A 719-nucleotide genomic window follows, 5' to 3' on the forward strand; every position below is an offset into this window, starting at 1 on the left:
GCATTGGCCGCCGCAGCCGCCACCGCGGCCGCCAATGCCGTGGTGACGGCCAACCTGAGCGACGCGGCCGCCCTGCAGATCACGGCCGATGCCGCTGCCAGCACGTCCGCCGCCGCCGCCGCGCAAGCGGCACTGACCGATGCGGCCGCGCTGCAAATCGTCTCCGATAACGACGCCGCCGCTGCGCTGGCAGCGCAAACCATTGCCAACCAGACGGACGCTGCCGCCCTGGCCGCTGCCGACGCGGCCGCCGCCAACGATGCCGCGAATGCCCAGGCAGTGGCCGGTCAGACCGATGTCGTGGCGCTGCAGCAAGCTGCTGACCAGGCCGATGCGGATGCCGCCGCCGCCAATGCGCAAGCCAACCTACTGGACGTCAACGTCGCCCTGAATGCCTTCAACCTGGCCAACCTGGCCGCCCTGGCCGCCAACGTCACGGCCGGACAGACCAGCGTGGTCGACCTGACGGCGACCGTCAATGCCTTGCAGCTCGATTCCGACAATGCCGACGTCACTGCCAACCTGACGGATGCCGTCGCCCTTGCCGCCACCGCCGCTGCCGATGCGCTGACGGCCGCCGGCTTGCAGGCCACGGCCAACCTGACCGACGCCACGGCGCTCGCCAACACCGCCGCCGCGGCCGTTTCGGCGGCGGAAACGGCTGCCCTGCTGGGCGGGATCGACATCTCGGCCGTGAGCGCCGCGGCGGCGGCCCAAGC

Annotated in this window: 1 protein-coding gene; it reads left to right on the top strand. The window is 71.9% G+C overall.

Features of this window, described 5'->3' with window-relative positions:
• Window positions 1–719, top strand: a 719-nt coding sequence (locus tag GCN75_RS29445; RefSeq protein ID WP_405002845.1) for a hypothetical protein, incomplete at both ends; no start/stop codon positions are given.

Origin of the sequence: Janthinobacterium violaceinigrum (assembly GCF_009208555.1) — a bacterium.
GTDB lineage: Bacteria > Pseudomonadota > Gammaproteobacteria > Burkholderiales > Burkholderiaceae_D > Janthinobacterium > Janthinobacterium violaceinigrum.